This is a genomic window from Corynebacterium provencense, assembly GCA_900049755.1.
Lineage (GTDB): Bacteria > Actinomycetota > Actinomycetes > Mycobacteriales > Mycobacteriaceae > Corynebacterium > Corynebacterium neomassiliense.
In genome coordinates this window covers 1,396,652-1,419,882 of the sequence record LT160592.1, presented here as the reverse complement: position 1 = coordinate 1,419,882, position 23,231 = coordinate 1,396,652, and the positions used below count along the sequence as shown (strand labels likewise).

Annotated in this window: 23 protein-coding genes, 1 tRNA gene, 2 pseudogenes and 1 riboswitch; of the genes and pseudogenes, 9 read left to right on the top strand and 17 right to left on the bottom strand. The window is 65.4% G+C overall.

The window, feature by feature from the left end; translation table 11 throughout:
* The 7 genes from BN3906_RS06475 to BN3906_RS15450 form a co-directional block, all read right to left on the bottom strand.
* The coding region (locus tag BN3906_RS06475) for a protein kinase domain-containing protein (RefSeq protein ID WP_261796882.1) at positions 1 to 892 on the bottom strand (892 nt) is incomplete at its 3' end.
* Positions 893 to 1,158: 266 nt separating this feature from the next.
* Positions 1,159 to 2,910 carry a serine/threonine-protein kinase gene (locus BN3906_RS06470; RefSeq protein WP_066585569.1) on the bottom strand — a complete coding sequence of 584 codons (1,752 nt, stop codon included), beginning with the start codon at positions 2,908 to 2,910 and terminating at the stop codon, positions 1,159 to 1,161.
* The gene (locus tag BN3906_RS06465) at positions 2,910 to 4,361 is read right to left on the bottom strand and encodes a peptidoglycan D,D-transpeptidase FtsI family protein (RefSeq protein ID WP_066585566.1); all 1,452 of its coding nucleotides are present in this window, start codon (positions 4,359 to 4,361) and stop codon (positions 2,910 to 2,912) included. The genes BN3906_RS06470 and BN3906_RS06465 overlap by 1 nt, the downstream gene beginning before the upstream one ends.
* Positions 4,358 to 5,734, bottom strand: coding sequence for an FtsW/RodA/SpoVE family cell cycle protein (locus BN3906_RS06460; RefSeq protein ID WP_066586268.1), 1,377 nt, complete (start codon positions 5,732 to 5,734; stop codon positions 4,358 to 4,360). The genes BN3906_RS06465 and BN3906_RS06460 overlap by 4 nt, the downstream gene beginning before the upstream one ends.
* Positions 5,735 to 5,804: 70 nt before the next feature.
* A complete protein-coding gene (locus BN3906_RS06455) occupies positions 5,805 to 7,553 on the bottom strand; it encodes a protein phosphatase 2C domain-containing protein (protein WP_066585563.1) in 1,749 nt (582 codons plus the stop codon).
* A complete protein-coding gene (locus BN3906_RS06450) occupies positions 7,550 to 8,035 on the bottom strand; it encodes an FHA domain-containing protein FhaB/FipA (RefSeq protein ID WP_066585561.1) in 486 nt (161 codons plus the stop codon). The genes BN3906_RS06455 and BN3906_RS06450 overlap by 4 nt, the downstream gene beginning before the upstream one ends.
* A gap of 93 nt (positions 8,036 to 8,128) precedes the next feature.
* On the bottom strand, positions 8,129 to 8,392 hold the full coding sequence (locus BN3906_RS15450) for an FHA domain-containing protein (protein ID WP_187119897.1): 264 nt from the start codon (positions 8,390 to 8,392) through the stop codon (positions 8,129 to 8,131).
* Positions 8,393 to 8,402: 10 nt separating this feature from the next.
* Here BN3906_RS15450 and BN3906_RS15445 point away from each other — a divergent pair, with 10 nt between their 5' ends.
* A complete protein-coding gene (locus BN3906_RS15445) occupies positions 8,403 to 8,585 on the top strand; it encodes a hypothetical protein (RefSeq protein WP_187119908.1) in 183 nt (60 codons plus the stop codon).
* Between the two features lie 234 nt (positions 8,586 to 8,819).
* On the opposite strand, the pseudogene BN3906_RS15440 reads toward BN3906_RS15445, so the two are convergent.
* A pseudogene (locus BN3906_RS15440) lies at positions 8,820 to 9,119 on the bottom strand (DUF3662 domain-containing protein); the annotation flags it as partial.
* 246 nt (positions 9,120 to 9,365) lie between these two features.
* Between BN3906_RS15440 and BN3906_RS06440 the strand changes: the two are divergent.
* A tRNA-Leu gene (locus tag BN3906_RS06440) sits at positions 9,366 to 9,448 on the top strand.
* Between the two features lie 158 nt (positions 9,449 to 9,606).
* Here BN3906_RS06440 and BN3906_RS15435 read toward each other — a convergent pair.
* The 3 genes and pseudogenes from BN3906_RS15435 to BN3906_RS06430 form a co-directional block, all read right to left on the bottom strand.
* Positions 9,607 to 9,846, bottom strand: a pseudogene (locus tag BN3906_RS15435) (IS256 family transposase); the annotation flags it as partial.
* Between the two features lie 36 nt (positions 9,847 to 9,882).
* Positions 9,883 to 10,404 (bottom strand): IS3 family transposase, encoded by a 522-nt coding sequence (locus tag BN3906_RS14795; RefSeq protein WP_078057177.1) that lies wholly within the window; start codon positions 10,402 to 10,404, stop codon positions 9,883 to 9,885.
* A 457-nt stretch (positions 10,405 to 10,861) separates the two neighbouring features.
* Positions 10,862 to 11,596, bottom strand: a complete 735-nt coding sequence (locus BN3906_RS06430) for an IS6 family transposase (protein WP_066585559.1) — start codon at positions 11,594 to 11,596, stop codon at positions 10,862 to 10,864.
* 517 nt (positions 11,597 to 12,113) lie between these two features.
* Here BN3906_RS06430 and BN3906_RS06425 point away from each other — a divergent pair.
* On the top strand, positions 12,114 to 12,824 hold the full coding sequence (locus BN3906_RS06425; RefSeq protein ID WP_147592822.1) for a VIT1/CCC1 transporter family protein: 711 nt from the start codon (positions 12,114 to 12,116) through the stop codon (positions 12,822 to 12,824).
* Positions 12,825 to 13,511: 687 nt separating this feature from the next.
* Here BN3906_RS06425 and BN3906_RS06420 read toward each other — a convergent pair.
* Positions 13,512 to 13,868 carry an ArsR/SmtB family transcription factor gene (locus tag BN3906_RS06420; RefSeq protein ID WP_066586262.1) on the bottom strand — a complete coding sequence of 119 codons (357 nt, stop codon included), beginning with the start codon at positions 13,866 to 13,868 and terminating at the stop codon, positions 13,512 to 13,514.
* A gap of 84 nt (positions 13,869 to 13,952) precedes the next feature.
* On the opposite strand from BN3906_RS06420, the gene arsB reads away from it, so the two are divergent.
* Genes arsB through BN3906_RS06405 form a run of 3 tightly spaced genes read left to right on the top strand, consistent with a single transcriptional unit; the run spans position 13,953 to position 16,295 of the window.
* On the top strand, positions 13,953 to 15,086 hold the full coding sequence (gene arsB / locus BN3906_RS06415; protein WP_066586259.1) for an ACR3 family arsenite efflux transporter: 1,134 nt from the start codon (positions 13,953 to 13,955) through the stop codon (positions 15,084 to 15,086).
* Positions 15,083 to 15,511 (top strand): arsenate-mycothiol transferase ArsC, encoded by a 429-nt coding sequence (locus BN3906_RS06410; protein WP_066585553.1) that lies wholly within the window; start codon positions 15,083 to 15,085, stop codon positions 15,509 to 15,511. The genes arsB and BN3906_RS06410 overlap by 4 nt, the downstream gene beginning before the upstream one ends.
* 49 nt (positions 15,512 to 15,560) lie before the next feature.
* Positions 15,561 to 16,295, top strand: coding sequence for an IS6 family transposase (locus BN3906_RS06405; protein ID WP_066585550.1), 735 nt, complete (start codon positions 15,561 to 15,563; stop codon positions 16,293 to 16,295).
* Between the two features lie 90 nt (positions 16,296 to 16,385).
* Here the strand turns inward: BN3906_RS06405 and BN3906_RS06400 are convergent, their stop codons facing one another.
* The gene (locus tag BN3906_RS06400; RefSeq protein ID WP_066585548.1) at positions 16,386 to 16,688 is read right to left on the bottom strand and encodes a hypothetical protein; all 303 of its coding nucleotides are present in this window, start codon (positions 16,686 to 16,688) and stop codon (positions 16,386 to 16,388) included.
* A 53-nt stretch (positions 16,689 to 16,741) separates the two neighbouring features.
* Entirely contained in the window at positions 16,742 to 17,119 is a 378-nt protein-coding gene (locus BN3906_RS06395) for a MerR family transcriptional regulator (protein WP_066585546.1), read from the bottom strand.
* A 111-nt stretch (positions 17,120 to 17,230) separates the two neighbouring features.
* On the opposite strand from BN3906_RS06395, the gene BN3906_RS06390 reads away from it, so the two are divergent.
* Together BN3906_RS06390 and BN3906_RS06385 are read left to right on the top strand one after the other, a co-directional pair.
* Positions 17,231 to 17,836, top strand: a complete 606-nt coding sequence (locus BN3906_RS06390; protein WP_066585543.1) for an RBBP9/YdeN family alpha/beta hydrolase — start codon at positions 17,231 to 17,233, stop codon at positions 17,834 to 17,836.
* Between the two features lie 178 nt (positions 17,837 to 18,014).
* Positions 18,015 to 18,995, top strand: a complete 981-nt coding sequence (locus BN3906_RS06385; protein ID WP_078057176.1) for a carbon-nitrogen hydrolase family protein — start codon at positions 18,015 to 18,017, stop codon at positions 18,993 to 18,995.
* Here the strand turns inward: BN3906_RS06385 and BN3906_RS06380 are convergent.
* The 3 genes from BN3906_RS06380 to BN3906_RS06370 form a co-directional block, all read right to left on the bottom strand.
* Entirely contained in the window at positions 18,943 to 20,829 is a 1,887-nt protein-coding gene (locus tag BN3906_RS06380) for a heavy metal translocating P-type ATPase (RefSeq protein WP_066585540.1), read from the bottom strand. The two genes, BN3906_RS06385 and BN3906_RS06380, sit on opposite strands and share 53 nt — an antisense overlap.
* Positions 20,829 to 21,230, bottom strand: coding sequence for an ArsR/SmtB family transcription factor (locus BN3906_RS06375; protein ID WP_066585537.1), 402 nt, complete (start codon positions 21,228 to 21,230; stop codon positions 20,829 to 20,831). Before BN3906_RS06375 ends, BN3906_RS06380 begins: the two co-directional genes overlap by 1 nt.
* A gap of 122 nt (positions 21,231 to 21,352) precedes the next feature.
* Positions 21,353 to 22,564, bottom strand: a complete 1,212-nt coding sequence (locus tag BN3906_RS06370; RefSeq protein ID WP_066585535.1) for a trans-sulfuration enzyme family protein — start codon at positions 22,562 to 22,564, stop codon at positions 21,353 to 21,355.
* A gap of 111 nt (positions 22,565 to 22,675) precedes the next feature.
* A riboswitch (TPP riboswitch) is annotated at positions 22,676 to 22,785 on the top strand.
* Here BN3906_RS06370 and BN3906_RS06365 point away from each other — a divergent pair.
* The gene (locus tag BN3906_RS06365; protein WP_066585533.1) at positions 22,784 to 23,206 is read left to right on the top strand and encodes a hypothetical protein; all 423 of its coding nucleotides are present in this window, start codon (positions 22,784 to 22,786) and stop codon (positions 23,204 to 23,206) included. It overlaps the preceding riboswitch by 2 nt.
* Positions 23,207 to 23,231 lie beyond the last annotated feature (25 nt).

The following is a 23,231-nucleotide window of genomic DNA, read 5'->3' as shown; positions in this document are numbered from 1 at the left end:
CGGCCGCGGCGGCCCCCGCCCCCGCGGCCCGTGCACCACCAGGGCCGGTTCCGTCACCGGACACCTCGGCGTCCTCGTAGTTCACGGCGGCCAGGGGCATACGGTTCTCCGCCAGGGCCTGCAGATCGTCGGCCATCTCCGCGGCGGAATCGTAACGGTCCGAGGGGTCCTTCGCCATGGCGGTCAGCGTGACCGAGTCGAGTGCCAGTGACTGCCTGGCGTCGAGATGCATACCGGGCAGTGAAGAGGGGGGAGTCGGGGCGTCCTGCACATGCTGGAACGCCACCGAGAACGGGGATTCCCCGGAGAACGGGGGACGCCCGGTGGTGATCTCGTAGAGGACGCAGCCCGCGGCGTAGAGGTCTGAGCGGGCGTCCGCGGAACGGCCCCGCGCCTGCTCCGGGGAAAGGTACTGGGCGGTGCCGATGACCGCCGAAGTCTGCGTCATCGCCGACGTGGAATCGGACAGTGCCCGGGCAATACCGAAGTCCATCACCTTCACGGCGCCCGTGTTCGTGATCATGATGTTCGCCGGTTTCACATCCCGGTGGATGATCCCGGCCTCGTGGGAGAAGGACAGGGCACGGCAGACCTCGGCCATGATCCGGCCCGCCTCCGGCAGGGGGAGCGGGCCCGAGTCCCGCAGAATCTCCCGCAGGGTCGAACCGTGCACACGCTCCATGACGATGTAGGGGACGGACCCGGAACCGGGATCGGTCTGGCCCGTGTCGTACACCGCCACGATCGCATGGTGGTTCAGTTTCGCGGCATTCTTCGCCTCGCGCCGGAAGCGCTCGAGGAAGGTGTCGTCCCGGGCGAGATCCGCCCGCATCATTTTCACGGCGACGTCGCGACCGAGGAGTTCATCGGTGGCGGCGTAGACGTCCGACATACCGCCGGTGCCGATGACGGCACCGAGACGGTACCTGCCGCCGAGTACGGCGTTGGTCAGGTCCACGATCCGTCTCCCTTCTCCTGTCGGTTCTGCCCGGTCAGGGTTTTCCACGATGAGACCTTACCGGGGTCCGGCACAAGGTCCTACTGCTCAGTCCTGCTTCCCACTGCTGGTCGGCTGTCCACCGGTGGAACCCGGCCACCGGGACAGTACCCCACCGGGGCTGTCCCCGGAGCCGGGATCCCTCCCGGTCCGCGCCACGGTCAGGCGGCGCCGGTGACAGTCGCCGACTCCCCTGTCGTCGAGGTCGTCCCCGGTACCGGCAGAGCACTGTTGCCTCCGGTGCCTCCTCCGGTGCCTCCGCCTGTCTGCCCGCCGGTACCTCCACCGGCGCCGCCACCGGTGCCTCCTCCGGTCTGGCCACCTGTCTGTCCGCCGGTACCTCCACCGGTGCCGCCGGTCTGGCCGCCTCCGGTGTCCCCGCCGGGTTCGTTTCCTCCGGTGCCTCCGCCGGTCTCACCGCCGGGTTCACCACCTCCGGTGGTCCCTCCGTCGCCCCCGTCACCACCGGGGGTCCCGGTTTCCGTCGGCGGGGTCACATCCGTCTCGATAGGCGTCCCGGTCGTGCCGCCGTCATCCGGCGGGACCGGGACGACCGTCTCACCGGGGGTGTCCTCCGGGATGACCTCCGGTGTCTGCTCCGTCCCGCTGTCATAGGTCTCCACCGGAGCCGGAGGAAGAACCGTGGTGGTCGAGGGCGCTTTCCCGCCTGAGCCTCCCAGACCTGAGGTGAATGCCCAGACGAGCACCCCGACGGCGGCGACGCCGGCGAGGACAGCGAACCAGATCCACCCTGCCCCGGACTTCTTCCGGGCCGGTCGACCTGTGCTCCGCCCCGGTGCACGCACGGCGGCTCCGGGGGGAGGGTTCTTCCGGCCGGTGGGCCGGGCAGGGGCGGGACCTCCTGAGCGGGGTGCCGGGCCCATGTTCGTCGGGTCGGTGACCCGGGCGAGACGGGTGTGCGCGGCGTCAGCAACAGCATCCGGTCCACCCGGGCCCGGTGCAGGGACGACCTGTGTCCGGGCCAGTGCGGCAGGAGCGGGGGGCATGTTCCCCGCGCGGACACGGAGGGTGGCCGCGGCGAGTTCCCCACCGTCGGCGTAGCGCGCCGTGGGGTCCTTGCGCAGGCAGATACCGATGAGCTGACGAACTGCCGGGGACACCTCTCCGGGGATCTCCGGCGCGGGAGTGCTGATGTGCTTCAGTGCGACCGAGACGGTGGAGTCCCCGGAGAAGGGCCGGCGGCCGGCGAGGATCTCGTAGCCGACGACCCCCAGGGAGTACACGTCACTGCTGGGGCCCACGTTGTGACCCTGGGCCTGCTCGGGGGAGACGTACTGCGCCGTTCCCACGACCATGCCGGTACGGGTCAGCGGCACCGCGGAGGCGGCCTTCGCGATCCCGAAGTCGGTGACTTTCACGACACCGTCGGCGGTGATCATGAGGTTGCCGGGTTTGATGTCACGGTGGACCAGCCCACGGTCGTGGATCGCCTGGAGCCCCGTCGCGGCCTGGGCGATGAGGTCCAGGGCCATGATCTCCGGCAGAGTCTTCTCCCGGGAGAGGATGTCGGCGAGGGACTCGCCCTGGACGTACTCCATGACGATGAAGCAGTAGGTCACCCCGGTGCCGTCGACATCGGGTACCTCCCCGTAGTCGTAGGTTTCGACGACATGGGGAGAGTGCACGGTCTCGGCCGCCTCCGCTTCCGCACGGAAGCGGGCACGGAACTCGGCGTCGTCGGTCAGTTCCGGTTTGAGGACCTTGACGGCGACATCGTGGTCAGGCCCGTCGGCGGCGAGCCAGACGGTGGACATGCCGCCCCTGCCGATGATGCGGTCGACCCGGTAGCGGTGGCCGTAGTGGGTGTCGAGGACGCGCTGCATACGGCGGGCGTCCTCCCTGACGGGGTCGGGGCCGCCGCCGGCGGGGAAAACTGCGGTGTCGTCGCTCATCACTGCGCCTCCTGGAGGGCCGCCTGGATGACGGCGCGCCCGATCGGTGCCGCCACAGAACCACCGGTGGCGGCCTGTCCACGGTCGCCGCCGTTCTCGACGAGGACTGCGACGGCGACATCACCCTGCGGTGCGAAGGCGACATACCAGGCGTGGGGGCTGGAGTTCCGGGAATCCACCCCGTGCTCGGCGGTACCTGTCTTCGATGCGAGGCCGCCGGTGCCGCCGGCGTACACTTCGGCGTCCTTCATCAGGTCGGTGAGCTGTGAGGCGATGTCCGAGGAGATCGCACGGGTGACCTCCTTCGGCTTCGTCGTCTCCAGCGGGCTGAGGTCGGCACCGGTGACCTGCTTGATCAGGTGCGGTTCCATGCGGGTGCCGCCGTTGGCGATGGTCGCGGCGATGACCGCGTTCTGCAGTGGTGTCAGGGCCACGTCACGCTGCCCGATGGCGGACTGTGCCAGGGCGGAGGCGTCCGGGATCTCCCCGACAGAGGAGGACTGCACCGGCAGCCCGAGGTGGCTGTCGGCCTCCTCGTCGCCGACACCGAAGGCGGCGGCGGTGTTCTTGAACGCGTCGGTGCCGTGACGTTGCGAGAGGTCGACAAAGGCGGTGTTACAGGACTTCTCGAAGGCGGTGCGCAGGGTGACGGTGGCTGCACCGCAGGAGGAGCCGCCGTAGTTCTCCAGGGTGGTCGTGCCGTCAGGCAGGGTGATCTGCGGGGCCCCGGTGACGGAGGTGTCGGCGTTGTCGCCGGCCTGGAGGGCCGTGGCCGTGGTGATCAGCTTGAAGGTCGACCCCGGGGGCTGGGTCTGCTGGACCGCGCGGTTGAGCAGGGGTGAGTCCGGGTCGTTCTGCAGTGCCTGGAATGCGGCGTCTGCGGCGTCTGTGTCGTCGGAGGCGATGTCCGAGGGATTGAAGGTGGGGGTGGACGCCATGCCCAGGATCTCCCCGGTGGAGGGACGGATCGCGACAACTGACCCGGAGTAGCCGGCGTTCGACAGGGCGTTGTAGGCGGTCTGCTGGACGCCGGGGCTGAGGGTGAGCTCGATGTTCGCGCCCCTCTTCTCCTTGCCGGTGAGAGTGTCCCACACCTGGCTGGACAGGAGGGACTCGTCGGTGCCGTCGAGGATGGAGTTCTGTGACTGTTCGATCCCCGCCGCGCCGTAACGGTCGGACAGGTAGCCGATGACGGCACCGTAGGCGGCGGGGGTTGTCGGGTACGTGCGTCGGTAGTAGCCGTCCTCGTCGGGGGTGGACTGGGCGAGAACCTGTCCGCCGGCGGTGATCTGGCCGCGGGGGACAGACTTGGTCTCGAAGTACTGGCGGGCGTTGCGCGGATTCTCCGCGTAGGTGTCCGTCTGGAATCCCTGGATCCAGGTCAGGTTGACCAGCAGGACACCGATGAGGACGAAGACGAAGACTGCGACATTGCGGATGGCCCTGTTCACTGTGCCACTCCTGTACTGGTCGACGGGTTCGCCGGATCACTGTCGGCGGGAGAGGTGGCAGGCGCCGCCTTCTCCCGGGTCCGGGAATCGTGGGAGATTTTCAGAAGGATAGCCAGCAGCAGGTAGTTCGCCAGAAGGCTGGACCCGCCGTGGGACATGAAAGGTGTGGTCAGGCCGGTCATCGGCAGGAGTTTGGAGACACCGCCGGTGACCACGAAGACCTGGATCGCCATGGTCAGGGCGAGGCCTGCGGCGACCAGTTTGCCGAAGGAGTCCGGTGCCCTCAGCGCGGTGACCATGCCACGGGTGACCAGGACCGCGAAGAGGACGAGGACGGCGGCGAGTCCGATGAAGCCGAGTTCCTCGCCGATCGAGGAGAGGATGAAATCGGCGTATGCCACGGGGACGAGCTGCGGGTAGCCCTGGCCGATACCGGTGCCGGTGATCCCGCCGAAGCTGAGTCCGAACAGTGCCTGGGACAGCTGGTAGCCCGTTCCGTCGTCGTAGGTGGCGAGGGGGTCGAGGAAGTTCGTGAAGCGGTCACGGATCTTGTCCGAGATCTGGAAGACACCCCATCCGCCGATGACCGCCAGGCCCAGTCCGAGAACCAGCCAGGAGGACCGGCCGGTGGCGATGTAGAGCATGCCGAGGACGGTGCCGAAGAGCAGCAGGGCGGGGCCGAAGTCGTTCTGGAACACGCAGATGAGGATGGCGAGACCCCAGACGAGGAGGATCGGGCCCAGGTCGCGGAGCCGGGGGAACTGCAGCCCCAGCACCCTGCGCCCGGCGACGGTGAACAGGGTGCGCTTGTTGACCAGGAGTGCGGCGAAGAAGATGAGCAGCATGATCTTCGCGAACTCTCCGGGCTGGATGGAGAACGGTCCGACACTGATCCACACCCGGGCGTCCGCGTTGATCGAGGTGGGCCACACGATCGGGAGGGCGGAGAGGAACAGTCCTCCCAGGCCCAGCAGGTAGGCGTAGTTCTGCAGGTTGTGGTGGGAGCGCATGAAGACGATGACGGCGCAGAATATCGCCACCCCCACGACCGTCCACATGATCTGGGAATTGGCCCGGGACGTTTCCGCCGCCAGGTCGATCCGGTAGATCATCACCAGTCCGAGGGCGTTGAGCAGGGCGGCGATGGGGAGCATGAGCTGGTCGGCGTCCGGGGCCTTCAGGCACATCACGACGTGGGCGACCCCGAACACGGCGATGTATCCGCCGATGACGGGGAAGACCTCGGAGGTCAGGCCGGTCGCGTCCCCCCCGGCACGGGTGGCGGCATCGGACTGTGACAGCTGCAGTGCGACGACGGCGGTACCGAGGATCAGTGCCGAGAAGATCAGCAGTCCGAACTCGAGGGGGCGCAGGTGGGCGAACCGTCCGGTCTTGCCGGCCGGTGCGGTCGCGTCGGCGGTGGTCTTTCCGCGGCGGGGCACGTCAGTTCACCTCCCGGCAGGAGACACCAGGGGTTGTCAGGTCTGCGGGGTCTCCGTCGGACTCGTCGGAGTTCCGGGTGACGCAGACCGGCAGGGTCTGGGCGGACAGTCGGCGCAGCTGGTCCTGGATCGACTGGTAGGAGTCACGGGGGAGGGTGTCCAGGGTTCCCCTGGCTGCCGGGGTGAGATCGGCGGTGCTGAAGCGGTGGCAGGAGTCCGTGGACCCTGCGGGCAGCAGCCGGACCGAGGCGTCCCTGTCGAGGCAGATCTCCTGGTATGCGGAGTGCAGGGAAATGCCGAGGAAACTGCCCGGGGCTCCCTGGTAGATGATGATCGGGGTGCCCTCCGTCGCAGCGCCTGCACTGCGGGAGGTGGCGGGGGTGGCGCGGGTCGTGGTGGCCGGGGTCTGTCCGGTGGCGGGGGCGGTGGTCTGCGCGGCGGAGGGACGGTTCCGGTCGGACTGTCCGGCGTCGTCCTGCCCGCCTGCTTCCCCGGGGGCTGCCGGTGCCCCAGGGTCTGTGGGGTCTGCAGGGTCTGCGGGGGCAGGGGACGTGGAGGGGCCGGGTGCGGTTGTGGTGCTGGTCGGTACGGCTGAGGGGGTGGGAAGATCGGATTCGGCGGCGACCGCCACGTAGTAGGAGTCGTTGAGGCTGCGTTTGGCGATGAATCCGCCGACGCCGACCACGGCGACGAGGAGTACGAGGACGGTCAGTGCGACCAGGACGCGACGCCGTGTCCGACGGGAACGGCCGTCCCCGTCGGAGGGGGCGTCCTCTGCTGCCCCGTCGTCGGCGGCGGGTACGGTCCGGCTGGTCCGGCGGGGATTCCGTCCGTTGTTTCCACGGGCAGCGGGGGTGGTTCCGCCGGTGGAGGGGGACGGCGCACTGCGGTTGACGATGTTGACCGCCATGGCCCGGCCTGCGGCGGTGTCGGGGCGGGGAAGTTCGGTGGCCTCCGAGTCGATGGCCCCGGCCAGGGCAACTTCGGTGGGCAGCTCGGGTGCGCTGTCGTCCCGGTCGGTGACGTCGACGACATCGGCGACGACGACCGTGACATTGTCCGGTCCTCCGCCGCGGAGTGCGAGGTTGATCAGCTGCTCCGCGGCTTCGGTGGGGGTCCCTTCGGCGAGGACGTCGCGAATCGTGTCCGCGCTGACGGGGTCGGACAGTCCGTCGGAGCAGAGCATGTACCGGTCGCCCGGCAGGGCGTCACGCAGCTGCAGGGTCGGTTCGACGGCGCGACCGGTCAGTGCCTTGAGGATGAGGGAGCGCTGGGGGTGGCTGGACACGTCGGCGGGGTCCAGTTTCCCTTCGTCGACAAGTGACTGGACGTAGGTGTCGTCTTTGGTGATCTGGGTGAGGACGCCGTCGCGCAGCAGGTAGCCGCGGGAGTCGCCGACGTGGCAGACCCCCAGTCTGCCGTCGTTGAACAGCAGGGCGCTGAGCGTGCAGCCCATCCCTTCGAGGGTGGGGTTCTCGTCGACGTGGGCGGCGATCGCCCGGTTGCCGTCCTCCATCGCCTCGACGAGCATGGCGGGCAGCCGGTCGGCGGGGACGGGATCTCCGCCGAACATGGTGTTCAGGGGGAAGAGTGCCTCGATCATCAGCTGGGAGGCGACTTCGCCGGCGGCGTGGCCGCCCATGCCGTCGGCGAGTGCGAGCAGGTGGGACGCCGCGACGGCGGAATCTTCGTTGTTGCCGCGCACCAGGCCCCGGTCTGACCGTGCGGCGTAGTCGAGTGCGAGTGTCATGCGTCCATCCTCACGCTGGTCTGGCCCACCCGGAATTCACTGCCGACGTGGAGCGGTTCCGGTTGGTCGATCCGTTGACCGTCGAGGAAGGTCCCGTTGCGTGAGTCGAGGTCCTCGAGGAACCAGTCAGGTCCCCGTCGTATGAGGCGGGCGTGTGTCCCGGAGGCGAAGTCGTCCTCGAGCACGAGGGTGCATCCGGATGACCGTCCGACGGTGATCTCGTCGTATCCGCTGAGCGCCAGGGTGGTGCCGGCGAGGGGACCGGAGGTGAGGATCAGGGACCGGGGGGCGGCTGAGCGTGAGAATGCGAGACCTCGTGCGGAGTGTGCCGAGGGGGCGTGACCGGTGCCGGGGCCTACGGGGGCGGCACCGGACGTCGCCCTGGCGACGTCCCGGTTCATCGCACGGACGGTGACCCAGATGAACAGCCACAGGACGACCAACAGGACGACCTTGACGAGCAGAACCAGGGTGGACTGCATGAAGGGTCAACTCCTCGGGGACGACGGGAACACGGGTTAAGACCGGGGACCGGCGGTGACCACTCTACGGCAGAGCCCCCGGCTGAACGACTGTCAGCTGAAGCGGACCTCGATGTCACTGTGGCCGACGGAGATGACGTCACCGTCGGCGAGGAGCCAGTTCTCGACCGGGATCTCGTTGACGGTGGTGCCGTTGGTGGAGTCAAGGTCGGTGAGGACGGCGTCAAAGCCGTCCCAGGTGATGTCGGCGTGACGACGTGAGACGCCGGTGTCCGGGAGACGGAAGTCGACCTGGTTGCCGCGACCGACGGTGTTGCTGCCCTGTTTCAGTTCGTAGGTGCGGTCGGAACCGTCCATGAGGTGCAGGGTGACGGTGCGTTGCACCGCCGCCTGGTATCCGCCGGAACCGGTGGACTGGAGGCCGTCGACGCCGTTGACCGGGTCGGCGGAGGGGCCGGGGACGACCTCGGTGGGGGCGTTCGGCGGCTCCTACGGCTCCTGCGGCTCCGGCCGCGTCCGGGGCACCGGTCGCGCCGCCGGGGCTACCTGAGTTGTCTGCACCGTCGGAGGAACTGTCGGCGTCGTAGGGGCGCGCCACCGGATTACGGCCGGAGTCCGGTTCGGAGCGGGGCCACTGCGGGGCTGCGGCGTCCTCCCCGTGGTCCGCCGGCTTCATCTCACGCGGACCGACCTCCCGCTGGTGGGTGGAGGTGAAACTGGACCGGCACTTCAGCTGGCCGGTGTGCATGGTGTCATCCTTCACGAGATCGACCGTCACCGGTGCGGCTGTGGACCAGCCCTCGTTCCGGATGAAGCGGTTGAGGCGGTCCCGCAGTTCCCGGTCCAGGTCAGGGCGCTTGGACAGCAGGGTCTCATGGTCGTGGGCGGCGACGTGGACCTCGTAGGCTGAAGGAGCGTGGAGGGCACCTGACCGGTCCTCCATGAGAGTGTCCTCCGCCTCCTGCTTGAGCAGTTCGTCAATCTCGGCGGGGACGACCTCACCGCCGAACACGCGCGCGAAGCCGTTGTCCAGCCCACGTTGAAGTGAACTGTCGAGCTTGCGGAATCGTCCGAAGAGATCCATGAACCGGGGTCCTGCCTTCCTTGTGCCCTGCCGTTGACGAAGTCCGCGACCGGGGCACGCTGCAGTTCTGGTCGGGTGAACAGTATGGTCCATTATATAGGGTGGACAGGACGCAACGGGGGAAAGGTCCGCGCCGGGAGCGGCGAAAATGGTTGAGTACCTGCGACTTTGTGTGGTCACTGCCCCGGTGATAACCTTACTACCCGTTGCAGGCGCAACCTTGTCGACCATGATGGCCGATGCCACGGGCGAGTGGCGGAATGGCAGACGCGCTGGCTTCAGGTGCCAGTGTCCTTCGGGACGTGGGGGTTCAAGTCCCCCTTCGCCCACAGTGAGCGGTTCACGGACCGCACGGACCGGAGGTCACAAACCCGAAAGGGTTTGTGACCTCCGGTTTTTCGTTGTCCGGGTGTTCGCTCGGTGAGAGTTCCAGGGTTAGACGACAAAATGGGGTCATACGACAAAATGTGTGTCTTTCACCGGCGTGTCATCGGCCGAGCCAGCCTGTCTGCACTCCCATAGAGTGTTGGTAGGTGGAGTCAATCGCGGTGTCGTGGAAGGCTGGCCGACCGTCGTCAGACGGTGACTGGTCTTCAGCTGCGAGCAGGCCTTGTGCTTTGGCGAGTGCGGCCTGCCCCCATCTCTGTTCCCCGGCGATCCTGACAGGGTCGCCGGGGACCTGCGTATGCAGGTGCAGCCACCAGTCGATGACGGTGCGCTGGTGCTCGGCGGGTCTGCTGCACGTTTAGGTGACAGTTGTTAGTCACGCCGCGAGGGCGACGTCCTTGGTCATGATGGCCTCGAACTCGATCGGGGTCAAACGTCCCAGACAGGCCTGCCGTCGTCGGCGGTGATAGGTCCTCTCAATCCAGGTCACGATCGCGATCCTCAGTTGTTCACGCGTGGTCCAGGAACGCCGATCAAGGGCGTTCTTCTGCAGGAGAGAGAAGAACGATTCCATGGCGGCATTGTCGCCGCTGGACCCGACTCTGCCCATCGATCCGACCATGCGGTGACGGGCCAGAGCGCGTAGGAGCTTCCTGCTTCGACATTGAGATCCCCTGTCCGAATGGACCACGCAACCGGCGACGTCACCGCGCATCGCCACGGCGTTCTCGAGGGCTTGGACAGCCAGGCGGGACGTCATCCGTGAGTCGATCGAGTACCCGACGACGCGCCCGGAGAAGGCGTTGTTGATCGCACACGCGTAGAGCTTACTCTCCGCAGTCCTGTGCTCCGTGATGTCCACGAGCCAGAGCTCATTCCCCCGCGTCGCGGCGAACACATGCCTGGTACGGCCGTGTTCATCAACAGCAGCACAACGATCATCATGAACGGGCGGGCCGGGCTTCTTCCCGTTCTTGCCCCGTTTCTTCGGCGAACACAGACCACCAGCTGTTGCTCGATGTGATCCGCCACGCGGTTCGATCGACCATCGGCTCACCGGCCTGACGGGCTTCGTCGTCCAAGTAGTCGGTGCCCGAACTCTTCGGTCATCACGATGCGCGTCGAACAGCGCCTTCGCGCGATACGCCTCCACCACCTCGCTCGCAGTGACGGGGTCAGCCAGTCACCGGTAGCAGGGCTGGCGGGAGAGCTTGAGCACCCGACACGTCACCGTCACAGGGATCCCTGCAGCAGCGAGCTCGCTCACGAGCGGGTAGGGTGCTGTTGCAAAGTGGAGCGGGCGGTGCCCGGACGCTGATCGAGAAGGCGGTCCACAACCCTGTAGCCCTGATCTCTCAGGCGCCTGTGAAGGCCTTGGCGACGATCACCGCATCCGGGTTCGGACACCCGAAGGCGAACACCCTGCCCTGGCCTTTGCGTAGCGCGTGCATCGCCTCCATACCCTGCAGTGTCCTGTACGCCGACACCGGATTCTTGAACCCGCCACCTTTGGGACCCAGGATCCGCTTGAGCCGGCCGTGATGTCCCTCGATCACATTGTTGAGGTGTTTCACCTGCCGGTGAACTACTGTCCTCGACAGCTTATGCTCGTCGATCAGTTCCTTGATCGCTGCAGCGTAGGTGGGTGCTTTGTCGGTGCAGATGACCCGAGGACCACTGGGGTCCTCACCGTTGCGGACACGGTGACCAGTGCTACGCAGCGCTTTTCCCAAAAATCGCGTTGCTGCTGTCGTGTTGCGTCGGGTGGACATGTAAAAGTCCAGAGTCCGGCCGTCCTTGGTGACGGCCCGGTAGAGGTAGCACCACCTTCCACCTACCCGGATGTAGGTTTCATCCACTCGCCAGGAGTCGGCGAAGGCTACAGATCCTTTGCGGTACCAGCGGGTCCGTTTATCCAGTTCGGGACCGTAGTTCTGCACCCACCGGTAGATGGTGGTGTGATCCACTGGTGCACCACGTTCAGTGAGCATCTCTTCCAGGTCGCGGTAGGACACCCCGTAGCGGCAATACCAGCGCACTGCCCACAGGATGACGTCTTGAGGGTAGTGCCGACCGGAGAAAATGCCCATGACCGCTGATCCTGCCGACGGCAACCCAACTTTGCAACAGCACCAGGTGAATGATAAACGGGTGGAGTGGCAGTCCAGCGAACGATGTAAACATAGACGGCAACTTACCGGACAAGATTCAATCTTCATCATTTGGGTTCGGTATCCTCACTGGGAAACTGACATCTTTTACTTACTTCAAATATTCGACGATTAAACTCAATAAAGGGAAGCCAAAGTACATTTCAGAGGCATGATATGTGCCATAATCCGTCAGATTCCCGCCACTCGGCCCACTTCCGCAGTGTCATGTCCAACACCGACAGGATCTAGCTAGGATATTGACAGTGAACTCTGCAGGAAGTCACCGCTTCGCGACCGGGCGCGCCAATAGGAGGTCGCGATGTACTTCAGTTCAAGATGATTCGCTCCAGCCAGGACCACACCACAGTGCTTAGACGAGGCGGCGTGAGTCGTCAGATATTGCATTGGCTAACCATGGTAGACGAATATCTTCATTCTAACCTATTGTTTAACGATGATCTCAAAGAACCACCCAGGAGAACATCACAACCAGGGTGAGAATAATATGTTAAACAGATTACGGGCCGGTGTCCTAGGAGCAAACGATGGAATTGTTTCAGTCTCCGCCATGCTTCTCGGGATGGTGGGTGCAGGGGCTGAAGACTCGGTCGTCGTCACCGCTGGCATAGCATCCACCATAGCGGGAGCGATGTCGATGGCGCTCGGCGAGTATGTGTCCGTATCGGCTCAGCGAGACACTGAGAGGATGCTCATCGATAAGGAGCGCGGGGAACTGCGCGACATGCCAGTCGAGGAGCACGGAGAACTAGTTGGTATCCTGCGCGGCTACGGTATTTCCTCCGAGACAGCCGAGGCAGCTGCTGGTGAGATCGGGAAATCGGATCCGTTGCGAGTCCACCTCAAGTTGGAACTAGGTCTGGACCATAATGATCTAGTCAGTCCCTGGAATGCCGCATTGGCATCTGCATTGTCGTTTCTTGTTGGTGCCGTGCTGCCAATGTTGGCAATCATTCTATCTCCGGATGTAGCAGAGCCTGCGGTGATCACTGCAGTAACGTTGGTAGCTCTTGGTGCGACTGGAGCTATTTCCGCGACGATTGCCGGCACTGATAGACTCCGTTCGGTTGTGCGCCTCGTCACTGGCGGGGCCGCTGGTTTAGCGGTGACCTATGGGGTGGGTCTTCTTTTCGGCACGGCCATCTAAGGTGTCAGACTGAACGCCTGTTACTGATCGGCGGGCCACAGACTAGCACCAATTCGTAATCATTCCGGCCACTTATCGGAGCACTATCACTAATTCTACTCCGACAGCATGTCAATGGTGAGCTGTTGAAATCGTTCATAACGATCGTCGCAAATCATCCGCATAAGAGTGATCCCTTCCGCTCTCCTTCTGGAAGGCTCATCGATGCGCCATGCTTCTATGCTTCCTGACGTGTCCGCTGGAAGTTCTAATCGCACTTCCTCTCCGATGAGCGCCGCTCGGTCGACTCTACGAAGAAGCTATGCATTCACGCCTTTGAGGGGTGATCCGCAGCCTACTGAGACTGCAAGACCACTGACGTGTCTGGGGTGCCCGGCAGGCATATTCATGTCGGAGAGACTCGAGAACCCCGCGGTGGAGACTCACTACAGTGGCGGCCATCCCGCTCATGTCACCATGCGCCACCCGGTGGGGGTTGATTGGCGAGGACCGAAGTGTCAGCCCCGACCTGAAGCAGATAGATGGCGATTGACTGGCCTGCCTGTCCGGCACTGGATGACCACCGCCTCAAGATGAGGCCACTCGGTATGTGCCCGCGTTGAAGGCGGATCCGCACTGGCTTTGCCATCCTGGCTACTGCTGTCGATCCTCTGTCGCTTCCCCGGTTTCCCTCCGAGAGACGCGTGGTCAGCCGATTTGCAGCACGGTGCGCAGCTGTGTGAACACCTCGGGGCGAACCTGGTGGATCACACAGCGCCCGTCCCTTCGACGGTCCAACAACCCGGCCTCGGTCATCACCTTGAGGTGGTGCGAGATCGTTGGCTGGCTCAGCTCCATCATCTCGGTGAGCTCACCAACACTGACCGGTCTGCACCCGGCGGCAGCCAACTGTGACAGCATCTGTAGCCGCGCGGGCTCTGCCAATACCTTGAACAGTCCGGCGTAGTGCACCGACTCATCCTGGGTCAGCGGTCCGGAGCCCAGGGAGCAGCACTGTTGGTTGTCCAGAACGTCGGCATCGGGGAGGGGGTGGGTGGCACTCATGACCACTACGATACATTGACAGACGTCAATATCGGAACTATCTTCTAGTATCGACCACTGTCGATATAGAGCAGGATGGACGCCATGTCCCCAACCTCGGCCCCGACTGCCGGACCCGCCCGGATGTCATTCCTGGACCGCTTCCTCCCCGTCTGGATTGTCCTGGCCATGGCTACCGGGCTGATCATCAGCCGGACCGCTCCCGGCATCGGTGACGCCCTGGGCGCGGTCGAGGTCGGAGGAATCTCCATCCCCATCGCCGTAGGCCTGCTGGTAATGATGTACCCACCGCTGGCCAAAGTCCGCTACGACAAGGTCGGCGAGATCGCCGGTGATGCCCGGCTGATGGGCGTGTCACTGACGTTGAACTGGGTTGTCGGTCCGCTGTTCATGTTCGTCCTGGCCTGGATCTTCCTGCCGGACCAACCTGAGCTACGCACCGGGCTGATCATCGTCGGGCTGGCCCGCTGCATCGCGATGGTACTGGTCTGGTCAGATCTATCGTGCGCCGACCGTGGGGCCACCGCCGTGCTGGTGGCGATTAACTCGGTGTTCCAAGTTCTCATGTTCGCCGTGCTGGGCTGGTTCTACCTGCAGGCCCTGCCCTCCTGGCTGGGGATGGAGACAACCTCGGCCGAGTTCTCCTTCTGGACGATTGTCACCTCGGTGCTGGTGTTCCTGGGCATCCCCCTGCTGGCCGGAATGGGCTCCCGGCTGCTGGGCGAGAGGCTCAAAGGACGTGACTGGTATGAAAATACCTACCTGCCGCGAATCTCACCGCTCGCACTGATCGGACTGCTGTACACGATCGTTCTGCTGTTCTCACTGCAGGGAGACCAGATCGCGGCGAATCCGTGGGCGGTGGCACGGCTGGCCGTGCCCCTGGTGGTCTACTTCCTCGGGATGTTCGCCCTCGCGCTGACTACCGCGAAGATGGCGGGCCTGAACTACGCCAGGTCAGCGTCAGTGTCCTTCACCGCGGCGGGCAACAATTTCGAGTTGGCCATCGCAGTGGCCATCGGCACCTTCGGGGCCGCTTCCGGCCAGGCGTTGGCGGGCACGATCGGCCCGTTGATCGAGGTTCCAGTGCTGGTCGGCCTGGTGTATGTGATGCTGCGACTGGGGCCGGTGTTGTTCGCCGGGGACCCGAGCCTGCCGCACACCCCGGCGGCCGGTATTCGGTCTGCCACGGATCGAAAGGACCGTACTGCCTCATGACCACTCACCCCTGTGTCTTGTTCGTTTGTGTCAGCAACGCCGGTAAATCTCAGATGGCCGCTGCCCTGGCCCGCCACCATGCCGGTGACGCCATTGAGGTGCATTCGGCTGGTACACATCCCGGAAATAGGCTCAATGAGCAGTCCGTGTCAACTATCGCTGAGGTCGGAGCCGACATGAGCGCTGATCGTCCCAAGGGTGTGGATCCAGCATTGCTGCGACGGGCTGACCGGGTCATCATCGTCGGGGCACAGGCTCAGCTGATACTTCCCGCTGACGCTGTCGGGATTCTGCAACGGTGGTTAACTGACGAGCCGTCCGACCGAGGGATCGAGGGAGCCCAGCGTATGCGGCTGATCCGAGATGACATAGACGCGCGGGTGAAGATGCTGGTAAACGACCTGACGAACACTAGGTTCTTGTGACCGGGGGTGCTGTTGCAAAGTTGGGTTGCCGTCGGCAGGATCAGCGGTCATGGGCATTTTCTCCGGTCGGCACTACCCTCAAGACGTCATCCTGTGGGCAGTGCGCTGGTATTGCCGCTACGGGGTGTCCTACCGCGACCTGGAAGAGATGCTCACTGAACGTGGTGCACCAGTGGATCACACCACCATCTACCGGTGGGTGCAGAACTACGGTCCCGAACTGGATAAACGGACCCGCTGGTACCGCAAAGGATCTGTAGCCTTCGCCGACTCCTGGCGAGTGGATGAAACCTACATCCGGGTAGGTGGAAGGTGGTGCTACCTCTACCGGGCCGTCACCAACGACGGCCGGACTCTGGACTTTTACATGTCCACCCGACGCAACACGACAGCAGCAACGCGATTTTTGGGAAAAGCGCTGCGTAGCACTGGTCACCGTGTCCGCAACGGTGAGGACCCCAGTGGTCCTCGGGTCATCTGCACCGACAAAGCACCCACCTACGCTGCAGCGATCAAGGAACTGATCGACGAGCATAAGCTGTCGAGGACAGTAGTTCACCGGCAGGTGAAACACCTCAACAATGTGATCGAGGGACATCACGGCCGGCTCAAGCGGATCCTGGGTCCCAAAGGTGGCGGGTTCAAGAATCCGGTGTCGGCGTACAGGACACTGCAGGGTATGGAGGCGATGCACGCGCTACGCAAAGGCCAGGGCAGGGTGTTCGCCTTCGGGTGTCCGAACCCGGATGCGGTGATCGTCGCCAAGGCCTTCACAGGCGCCTGAGAGATCAGGGCTACAGGGTTGTGGACCGCCTTCTCGATCAGCGTCCGGGCACCGCCCGCTCCACTTTGCAACAGCACCCAGGAAATCACGTCAGGACAGCACTGCCGTGATCGCCCCGTGTGCACGCGATCCGGGTTCCGACCGGCTCTCCACGTGCGTGACAGCGAACCCGGCTGCCTCGACCTTCCCCCGGAGCATGTCCACCGGCCAGTACCAGGCCGTGGTGACCGCATGATCGAAGGTCTCGAGCATCGGGCCGGTGTGGATGAGTGAGTACCAGGCGAGCACACCGCCGAGCGAGTTGTCGCTGACGCCGAGTTCCTCCGCCCGCCCGGGACGGAAGCGGACCCCGGGGCCATCCGGGCAGAAGGAACCCCGTTCGGCCGGGGACACCTTCGCGACGAAGAGAACCGCTGACAGCCGGGCGGTACTGCCTCGCTGCCCGTTCAGCAGGGACTGCCGGGGAGCCGTTCAGGTGATGACGCCGTCAGCGCCCGGAGGTTCTGCTGTTTCGCCTGGATCGCCTGCCGGGCCTCAGACAACCGCACTGCGAGTTCATCGAGTTCCGCCCGCAGGTCCGGGCACATGTCCAGCTGGAAGCCGTGGTCCCCGTTCCGGGCGCAGTCGATGTAGCGGCGGATCTGCGTTGTTCCCATACCTGCGTCGATCATCCTCCGGATCTGGCGGACCCTCACCACGTCGTCTTCGGTGAACAGGCGGTAGCCGCCGGAGCTTCTCCCGGGAGTCAGCAGGCCGGTGTCCTCGTAGTGGCGCAGCGCCCGCGGACTGACCCCGGTTCGCTCCGCCAGTTCCCTGATCAGCATCGTCAACTCCCTCACTGTGGTTCGGCTTGACCTTCACGTCGGCGTCAACCTCTATCATCCGGTCCCGTGGAAGTGCATTCGACCCGTTCATCACCTACTGTGCCCCGCCGAGTGGCCGTCATCCACGGGTACTCCGCCTCGCCGGACGACCACTGGTTCCGTTGGCTCTCCGACCAGCTGGAATCTACCGGCGTCCCCTGTGAGGTTCCTGCCCTGCCGGACCCGCGCAACCCTGACCCCGGTGCCTGGAAGGACGCCCTGCGCCGGACGGTCGGTGTTCCCGATGCCGGCACCGCGGTTGTCGCCCACAGTCTCGGCTGCCTGGCAACCCTGCGGCATCTGAAGACGCTGGAGGAAACGGAGGAACTGAAGGGACGGTCCGGTTCCTGGAGGCTGGGTTCGCTGGTACTCGTCGCAGGATTCATTGACCGGCTGCCCGCGTTACCGGAACTGGATGACTTCATCGGGGTGGGGGAGGACGTCACCGGTCTTGCCGACCACATCGACCGTACGGTGGTGCTCCGGTCGGATGACGATCCCCTGGTGCCCCCTGCGTTGACGGACCGTTTGGCCGTACAGCTCGGTGTCCGTGCCCGGGTGGTGCCCGGCGGCGGGCATTTTCTCTCCTCCGACGGGTTCAGGACCTTCCCCGGGGTTCTCGGCGTCCTCGGCGGTGTCCCCGGTGCCCCCGACGGGTCAGATGACGCAGACGGGTGACAGTCGGCGCCGATGCGGCGGAAACACCGACGGCAACTTCTTGCCCCCTGCCCCGGGGCAGGGCCGCGCAGAGAGGTTTTACCGTCCGGTGACGTCGACGACCCTGCACGGCAACGCGGCGGACCGACCATCAGGACAGTACCGTTCCCGATGCCGGGCAGGTCCGGAGGAAGCAGCCATGGACAAGGACATCATGAGAGTGTCGACAGTGTCGTTCAACGCGAAGTGGGGGGACAAGGAACGCAATCTGAACCGCATGCTCGGATACATTGAGGCCGCCGCGGCTGAGGGGTCCGGTCTGGTCGTCTTCCCGGAGATGGCGCTCACCGGATACGACGATGAAGCGGACAAACCGAAAGCCGGGAAGATGCAGACTCTCCTCGCTGAGACAGTCCCCGGGCCCAGTTCCCGGGTGATCGCGGAGAAGAGCGCGGAGCTGGGGGTGTTCGTCGCATTCGGGTTGCCGGAGAGAGACGCCGGGGAACCCGACACGATCTACAATTCCGCCTGCGTCTGCGGCCCGGAGGGGATCATCGGTTCCTACCGCAAGATACATCTGCCCTCACCTGAACCGAACTGGGCCACCAGGGGGGACTCACCCTTCATGTTCGACACTCCGTGGGGTCCGGTCGGTCTGGGAATCTGCTACGACTCCTACTGTTTCCCGGAGCTGATGCGCTACTACGCAGCGAAAGGGTGCCGCCTGTACGTCAACTGCACTGCCCTGGCGAAATGCCACGGAACAGCCCTCGGGTCCACCACACTGGAGGCGGGGGTGATCACCAACCAGATCTACATCGTCTCCGCGAATCTGGCCGGCACCGACCTCCGCAACGTCTTCTGGGGCGGGTCGAGCATCATAGGGCCCACTACCCGGTTCTGGGACACCGAGTACTACACCGGCCTGCCGTTCACCGATCCCCGGGCGATCGAGAACAGGATGTACAGCGCTGTGATCGACCTCAGCCTGGCCACGCGGGAGAAGTTCGAACCGAACCCGCTGATCGACGGAGCGACCGACTTCCGGCCCGCCCTGTACCGGAGACTCTACGAAGATCTCCTGACTGACGGGAAGTTCCGGGAACCGGAGCTGGAGGGACTGCCCCTCACCGCGGAGGAGTTCGACGCTGCCGCCCGGGTATCAGCCGCGCAGAGTTGAGGATGAACGCCGTCTCCGACCCGACATGGACGAAGGCGGCGACCACCGGACTGAGCAGTCCGGATGCCGCCAGTACGATTCCTGCCAGGTCGACAGTCACGGTCCCGATGAAGTTGAACGTCACGATCCGGCGTGCCCGCCGGGCCGTGCGCAGGGTGGTGACCAGATCGCGGGGGTCGGAGCTGACGAGAATGACGTCGGAGCTTTCCCGGGCGATGTCTGTTCCCCCTCCCATGGCGATTCCCACGTCAGCTTTCGCCAGCGCCGGGGCGTCATTGACCCCGTCGCCGACCATCACCAGCCGGTGGCCTGCGGCCCGTTCGCGGTCGATCACAGTGGTCTTGTCCTCGGGGAGCAGGTCGGCGCGAACGTCGGTGACGCCCACCGCCCTGCCGACAGCGAGGGCCGTCCCGGCGGAGTCGCCGGTGATCATGATGGTGCGCACGCCCTCGTCGTGCAGGTCGGCGACAGCCCGGGAGGAGGTCGGCCTGATTTCGTCGGCGAGCAGTACAGAACCGGCGTACCTGCCGTCGACGCCGATGTGTACCGCGGTGGCGACCTCGTCGGGGAAGGACGCCGGGGCCCCGGGGACGAATGCCGTGTTCCCAGCGGTGACCTGCCGTCCTCCGACTTCCGCGGACACTCCCAGTCCGGGTGAGTAGGTGAAGTTCTGCGACGCCTCCACCGGTAGGCCGAGTGTCTGTGCGTGGGCGACGACGGCCCGGCCCAGGGGGTGCTCGGAGTAGTTTTCTGCTGCCGCGGCGTAGGAGAGCAGGGCGTCCTCGTCGGGGCCTCCGGGGACGGTGATGACACGTGTGACGGTCGGGCGTCCGGTGGTGAGGGTTCCCGTCTTGTCGAAGACGACCGTGTCCACGGTCGACAGTGCCTCAAGGTGGGCCCCGTCCTTGACGAATGCTCCGGCGCGGGCGATGCGTGCGATGGCGGCCAGCACCGCCAGGGGGGTTCCTGCGGCGATACCGCATGCGCCGGCGACGACGATGACCGAGATCGTCGCCGTGAGATCCCGGGTGAGCAGGTAGGTGACGAGGGCTCCGCCCAGAGCGAGGTAGACGAGCCATGCCGCAAGCCTGTCGGCCAGCCGTTGTACGGGTGGTTCGCTGGACTGCGCCAGTCGGACGGCCTCCATGATCCGTCCGTAGGAGGAGTCCGCCCCCACCCGGTCGGCACGGATCTCCACGGCTCCGACCTGGTTGACGGAGCCGGCGAAGACGGTGTCGTCCACGGTGACGTCGACGGGCAGGGATTCTCCGGTGATCCGGGACTGGTCGACGGTGGAGTGGCCGGCGGTGACGGTGCCGTCCACGGGGATGCGTCCTCCCGGCGGCACCACGACTGTCTGTCCGGGTCTCACCTGGTCGCGGGGGACGGTCGTGACTGTCGCGCCGGCGCCACGGACCCGGACGGTGTCCGGCAGGAATGTCATCAGGTCTGTCAGGGCACCGCGGCCGCGGTCCATCGAAAGGTCTTCGAGGATCTCCGCGGCGAGGACGAATGTGGTGATGACCAGTGCTGTGGTCCATTCGCCGATGGCGGCCGCGGCGATGATCGCGATGAGCATGGACAGTTCCATGCTCATGCGCCGGTTGACCGCGTCCCGGACGGCTTCGGTGAGGATCGGCCAGCATCCGGCGACGAGTCCGACGACGGCGATCACGGGGAGGCGGTCCCAGGGCCAGGTCGCTCCGAGTGCGACTGCGACGGAGCAGGCGGCGAGGAAGACTGTCCGGGCCAGGTCGGTACGGTCGATTCTCTGCCACAGGGGCCGCTGCACCTCGGGAGGACGCCCTGTCCCGGCGTCCGCGGTGGTGGACATCAGTCGTCCTGCTGTCCGGTGGCAGCGCCGGTGTCGGTGGTGTAGGTGCCTTCCCCGGTCCGGTGGTGGCGGGGTACGCCGTTGACGACGTGTTCGGCCTGGAACACCGCGTGTGTCACCAGCTCGCGGGCGTGTTCGTCGATGAGACGGTAGTAGACGCGGTTTCCGTCCTGGCGGGGCTCGACGATTCTGCCCCAGCGCAGTTTCGCCAGGTGCTGGGAGACCGCCGTCGGGGATTTTCCGACTGCTTCGGCGAGTTCGCCGACAGACTTTTCGCCGGCACGCAGGGCGAGGATGATCCGTACGCGGGTGGCGTCCGCCAGCAGGGAGAACACTTCGGCGGCGAAGTCCGCGTACTGGCTGTCGGCGTTGAGCGTGCACTTCTCAGTATCTTCATGCATACGCAGATACTAAGCCTGACGGTGACGGGGGGCAAGGGGCGGCACCGGGACGCAGGGGCGGCACCGGGCCGCAGGGGAGGGGCCGGGACCCGGATGCGGCCGGGGAGCCTTTCGCCGGAAAACTACGCCCGGGGAAGGACGGCGTCGAGGGCGGCTGCGATGTCGGCCAGCAGATCATCGACGTTCTCCAGGCCCACCGAGAGCCGGAGATGGCCGAGGGTCCGGAAGCCCTCCGGGTACGCGGCCACTCTCGGGCCTGACGTACCGACGTGCACGATGAGGGACTCGTCATGGCCCAACGAGACCGCACTGGTGATGACCTCGAGGTTCGCCACGAACCTGTTCTGCAGGTCCGGGTCACCGTCGAGGGCGAACGCCAGCACGGCGCCGTAACCGCGTCCCCCGAACTGCCGTTCCGCCAGCTCATGCTGTGGATGGGACTCCAGTCCCGGGTAGGCGACATAGGCGATGCGGGGATCGGCCTCCAGGAACTCGGCGATCCGGGCGGCAGAGGCCACATGCTGCCTGATCCGCAGCGGCAGGGTGACCGAACCCCGCATGATCAGCCACGCATTGGTGGGCGAGATCACGCCGCCGACGTCGACCATCGCATCGGCCTTGATCCGGTCGATCAGCTCCCGGGCACCGATGACGGCGCCGCCCATGGCGTCCCCGTGCCCGTTGATGTACTTCGTCAGCGAGTGGACCACCAGGTCCGCGCCGTCGGCCAACGGCCGGTACAACGGTGGCGGGGTGAAGGTGGAGTCCACGCTCAGCAGGGCACCGGAGCGGTGGGCGATGTCCGCGACCGCCCGGATGTCGGTGACTTTCGTGGTCGGGTTGCCGATCGTCTCGACATGGATGAGCTTTGTCTCCGGGGTGACCGCCGCCTCCACCGCGGAAAGGTCGGAGGCGTCGACGAACGTGGCTCTGATCCCGTACTTCTGTGGCAGGATCTCGGCGAACAACCGCCAGGTGGCCTCATAGGTCACGTCGGCGACGACGATGTGGTCGCCGGAGCGCAGGAAGGTGAAGAACACCGAGTGCAGGGCCGCCACACCGGAGGCGAGGACGACGGCGTCCTCCCCGCCCTCGAGTACCGCGAGCTTCTTCTGCAGGGCGATCTGGTTGACACCGGAGTTGCGGGTGTACAGCGGGACTTCGGTACCGGACCAGGACACCTCCGAGGGGTCCTCCGGCAGAGCGTAGGAGTTCGCCAGGACCAGTGGTGTACGGATCGCCCCGGTACCGGGGTCGACCGAGTTGCCGGCGTGCACGCTCTGCGTCTCGAAAGACAGGGAACGGGGGTGTTTTTTGCTGGGGCGTTCTGTCATGGGGCCATGGTAGTGCCCTCCCACCTGCACGGTCCAGGTATCTGATCAGCGGGAAAACCCTTTCCGGGGTGATGTGATTTTGCTCTCCAACAGTCCTGCGTGCTACACGTTGTGTGACCACACGGGTGCCCCGGGAAAGGGGCTGAGACCGGACTGACGTGTCCGGGACCGTAGAACCTGATCCGGTTGACACCGGCGTAGGAAGTGAGGAACTCAGCCATGGCTGACACATATGTCCACAGGCAGGGCACTGCCGCTGATCCGGCGGGCACGCCGCAGTCGACGGACCCGGGGGAGAGAGCGGAGACCGGGTACGTGCCCTGCAGGGAACAGCACCCCTCCCACCGTCCCGGACTGGTGGAGGACGCCGACCACGGCATCCGCGTCCCGGTGACGGAGATCCACCTGGACCCGTCACCGGACGGCACCCCGAATGAACCCGTCCGCGTCTACCGGACCATGGGCCCCGGCAGCGTACCCGAGGAGGGTCTCGACCCGTGGCGTTCCGGATGGATCAGCGCGCGGCAGGACACGGAGACCTATGAATGCCGGGGACACCGCCTCAGCGACGACGGGCGTTCGGCGGTGCGGCGGGGCTCTCCGTCGCAGCAGTGGAAGGGGCGGTCTCTTATACCCATCTAGATGTGGTTAAATCAATGTGCCCCGG

What these genes read in the sequence shown, in the direction of transcription:
- BN3906_RS06470 (WP_066585569.1), bottom strand. Translation starts at nt 2,910, where the DNA reads ATGAGCGACGACACCGCAGTTTTCCCCGCCGGCGGCGGCCCCGACCCC.
- BN3906_RS06455 (WP_066585563.1), bottom strand. Translation starts at nt 7,553, where the DNA reads ATGACACTCGCACTCGACTACGCCGCACGGTCAGACCGGGGCCTGGTG.
- BN3906_RS06450 (WP_066585561.1), bottom strand. Translation starts at nt 8,035, where the DNA reads ATGCAGTCCACCCTGGTTCTGCTCGTCAAGGTCGTCCTGTTGGTCGTC.
- BN3906_RS15450 (WP_187119897.1), bottom strand. Translation starts at nt 8,392, where the DNA reads ATGGACGGTTCCGACCGCACCTACGAACTGAAACAGGGCAGCAACACC.
- BN3906_RS06430 (WP_066585559.1), bottom strand. Translation starts at nt 11,596, where the DNA reads ATGGGCATTTTCTCCGGTCGGCACTACCCTCAAGACGTCATCCTGTGG.
- BN3906_RS06425 (WP_147592822.1), top strand. Translation starts at nt 12,114, where the DNA reads ATGATCTCAAAGAACCACCCAGGAGAACATCACAACCAGGGTGAGAAT.
- BN3906_RS06420 (WP_066586262.1), bottom strand. Translation starts at nt 13,868, where the DNA reads ATGAGTGCCACCCACCCCCTCCCCGATGCCGACGTTCTGGACAACCAA.
- arsB (WP_066586259.1), top strand. Translation starts at nt 13,953, where the DNA reads ATGTCCCCAACCTCGGCCCCGACTGCCGGACCCGCCCGGATGTCATTC.
- BN3906_RS06410 (WP_066585553.1), top strand. Translation starts at nt 15,083, where the DNA reads ATGACCACTCACCCCTGTGTCTTGTTCGTTTGTGTCAGCAACGCCGGT.
- BN3906_RS06405 (WP_066585550.1), top strand. Translation starts at nt 15,561, where the DNA reads ATGGGCATTTTCTCCGGTCGGCACTACCCTCAAGACGTCATCCTGTGG.
- BN3906_RS06395 (WP_066585546.1), bottom strand. Translation starts at nt 17,119, where the DNA reads ATGCTGATCAGGGAACTGGCGGAGCGAACCGGGGTCAGTCCGCGGGCG.
- BN3906_RS06385 (WP_078057176.1), top strand. Translation starts at nt 18,015, where the DNA reads ATGGACAAGGACATCATGAGAGTGTCGACAGTGTCGTTCAACGCGAAG.
- BN3906_RS06380 (WP_066585540.1), bottom strand. Translation starts at nt 20,829, where the DNA reads ATGTCCACCACCGCGGACGCCGGGACAGGGCGTCCTCCCGAGGTGCAG.
- BN3906_RS06375 (WP_066585537.1), bottom strand. Translation starts at nt 21,230, where the DNA reads ATGCATGAAGATACTGAGAAGTGCACGCTCAACGCCGACAGCCAGTAC.
- BN3906_RS06370 (WP_066585535.1), bottom strand. Translation starts at nt 22,564, where the DNA reads ATGACAGAACGCCCCAGCAAAAAACACCCCCGTTCCCTGTCTTTCGAG.
- BN3906_RS06365 (WP_066585533.1), top strand. Translation starts at nt 22,784, where the DNA reads ATGGCTGACACATATGTCCACAGGCAGGGCACTGCCGCTGATCCGGCG.